This window comes from Cedecea sp. NFIX57 (assembly GCF_900177785.1).
In the GTDB taxonomy this organism is placed as follows: Bacteria; Pseudomonadota; Gammaproteobacteria; order Enterobacterales; family Enterobacteriaceae; genus Cedecea; species Cedecea neteri_C.
Genome location: NZ_FXAS01000137.1, coordinates 1 through 1,135, shown reverse-complemented (window position 1 = coordinate 1,135; position 1,135 = coordinate 1). Strand labels below are relative to the sequence as shown.

Here is a 1,135-nt window from a genome sequence, read left to right as displayed (position 1 = left end):
GCCTGCAACTGTTTTTCGTCCATAAATTAACCTGCTTTTGATGTTGGATTGAACATATCAAAATCAGGCAATTACACAAATTTATGTACAGGCTCGACCAGAACACGATTCGAGTTTTGAACTCATTCATCCATGTAATGAGCTTCAATACATCTTTTTCGAATTCATCGAGTTCAACCGGTACCAGGGGCAGCTCATCGGCTTGCGAGTGCTCGTAAACTGAATACTTAGTCATCAGTGCGTCAATAAGATCACAGTCTTCTGTTACTACCTTGGCGATCCCCCGCAGCTTCCCTTTGGTCATAACATCACGTCTGAAACGAACGACTACATCATTCAAAAGGACGAATTCTACTATTCGTTCCAAGATTATCCGAAAATCGCTGCATGCACTCTTTGCTGTAAGATCATAAACATCGGCATCTGCATCGGCTTGATGCTTTTTGAGCTTAGGAATGACATGATCCCTAATCACATTAAGCGCCTTGTCAGGCTTGGCATCCCGCAGGCTGTGTTGCGCCAGGATTCCCGAGATTTTATCTAATCGTCTAAGTGACAGTTGCTTAACGCGCTTTTCAAGTTGTTGGCGTTGGCCATCTTGCTGCAATTGCGACAAACTAATCTTCTCAGCAATTAAATCGGCAGCACGTTTTTCTACTGCCTGCTCAATAGGTGCCCAATTGAATGCGGGGATAGAATCAACGGCAGCACATGCCTCAAACTGCGAGCGCCTTACTTTCAACGCTTCATAGCAGGCGCGAGCGAAGGTTTCATCAAACTTCAAATGAGCCAGCCGGGCGATCCAATCCTCTATTGAAGGTAACTGAACTACCTTCGCAATGAGTGCCCGGAGGGAATGCCTCTGCTGGCAAAGCTTTCCGCTCGCTCATGTCGGATTCTGATGCCTAAGCTTCCCTTCTACAGAACGGAGAGTCGTAACGTAAAGGGAGCATCATTGAGAATTAACCCGTACCATTCAAATGATACAGCGTGGGCAGGCTTTCAGCACAGTTTTTGATGGTATCGTTCTGTCCGGTAAGCCCCGTTACTTTATTCGTCCCCCTTATACTGGGGGTGTTAGCCAGCCAGACCCGGCATGATTACTGCCCCCAGTCGTCCATGATCCGGGGGGGGA

1 pseudogene is annotated in these 1,135 nt (G+C 47.1%); it reads right to left on the bottom strand.

What is annotated here, in order from left to right:
- Positions 1-784: pseudogene (locus tag B9Y90_RS26270) on the bottom strand (hypothetical protein); the annotation flags it as partial.
- Between the last annotated feature and the right edge of the window lie 351 nt (positions 785-1,135).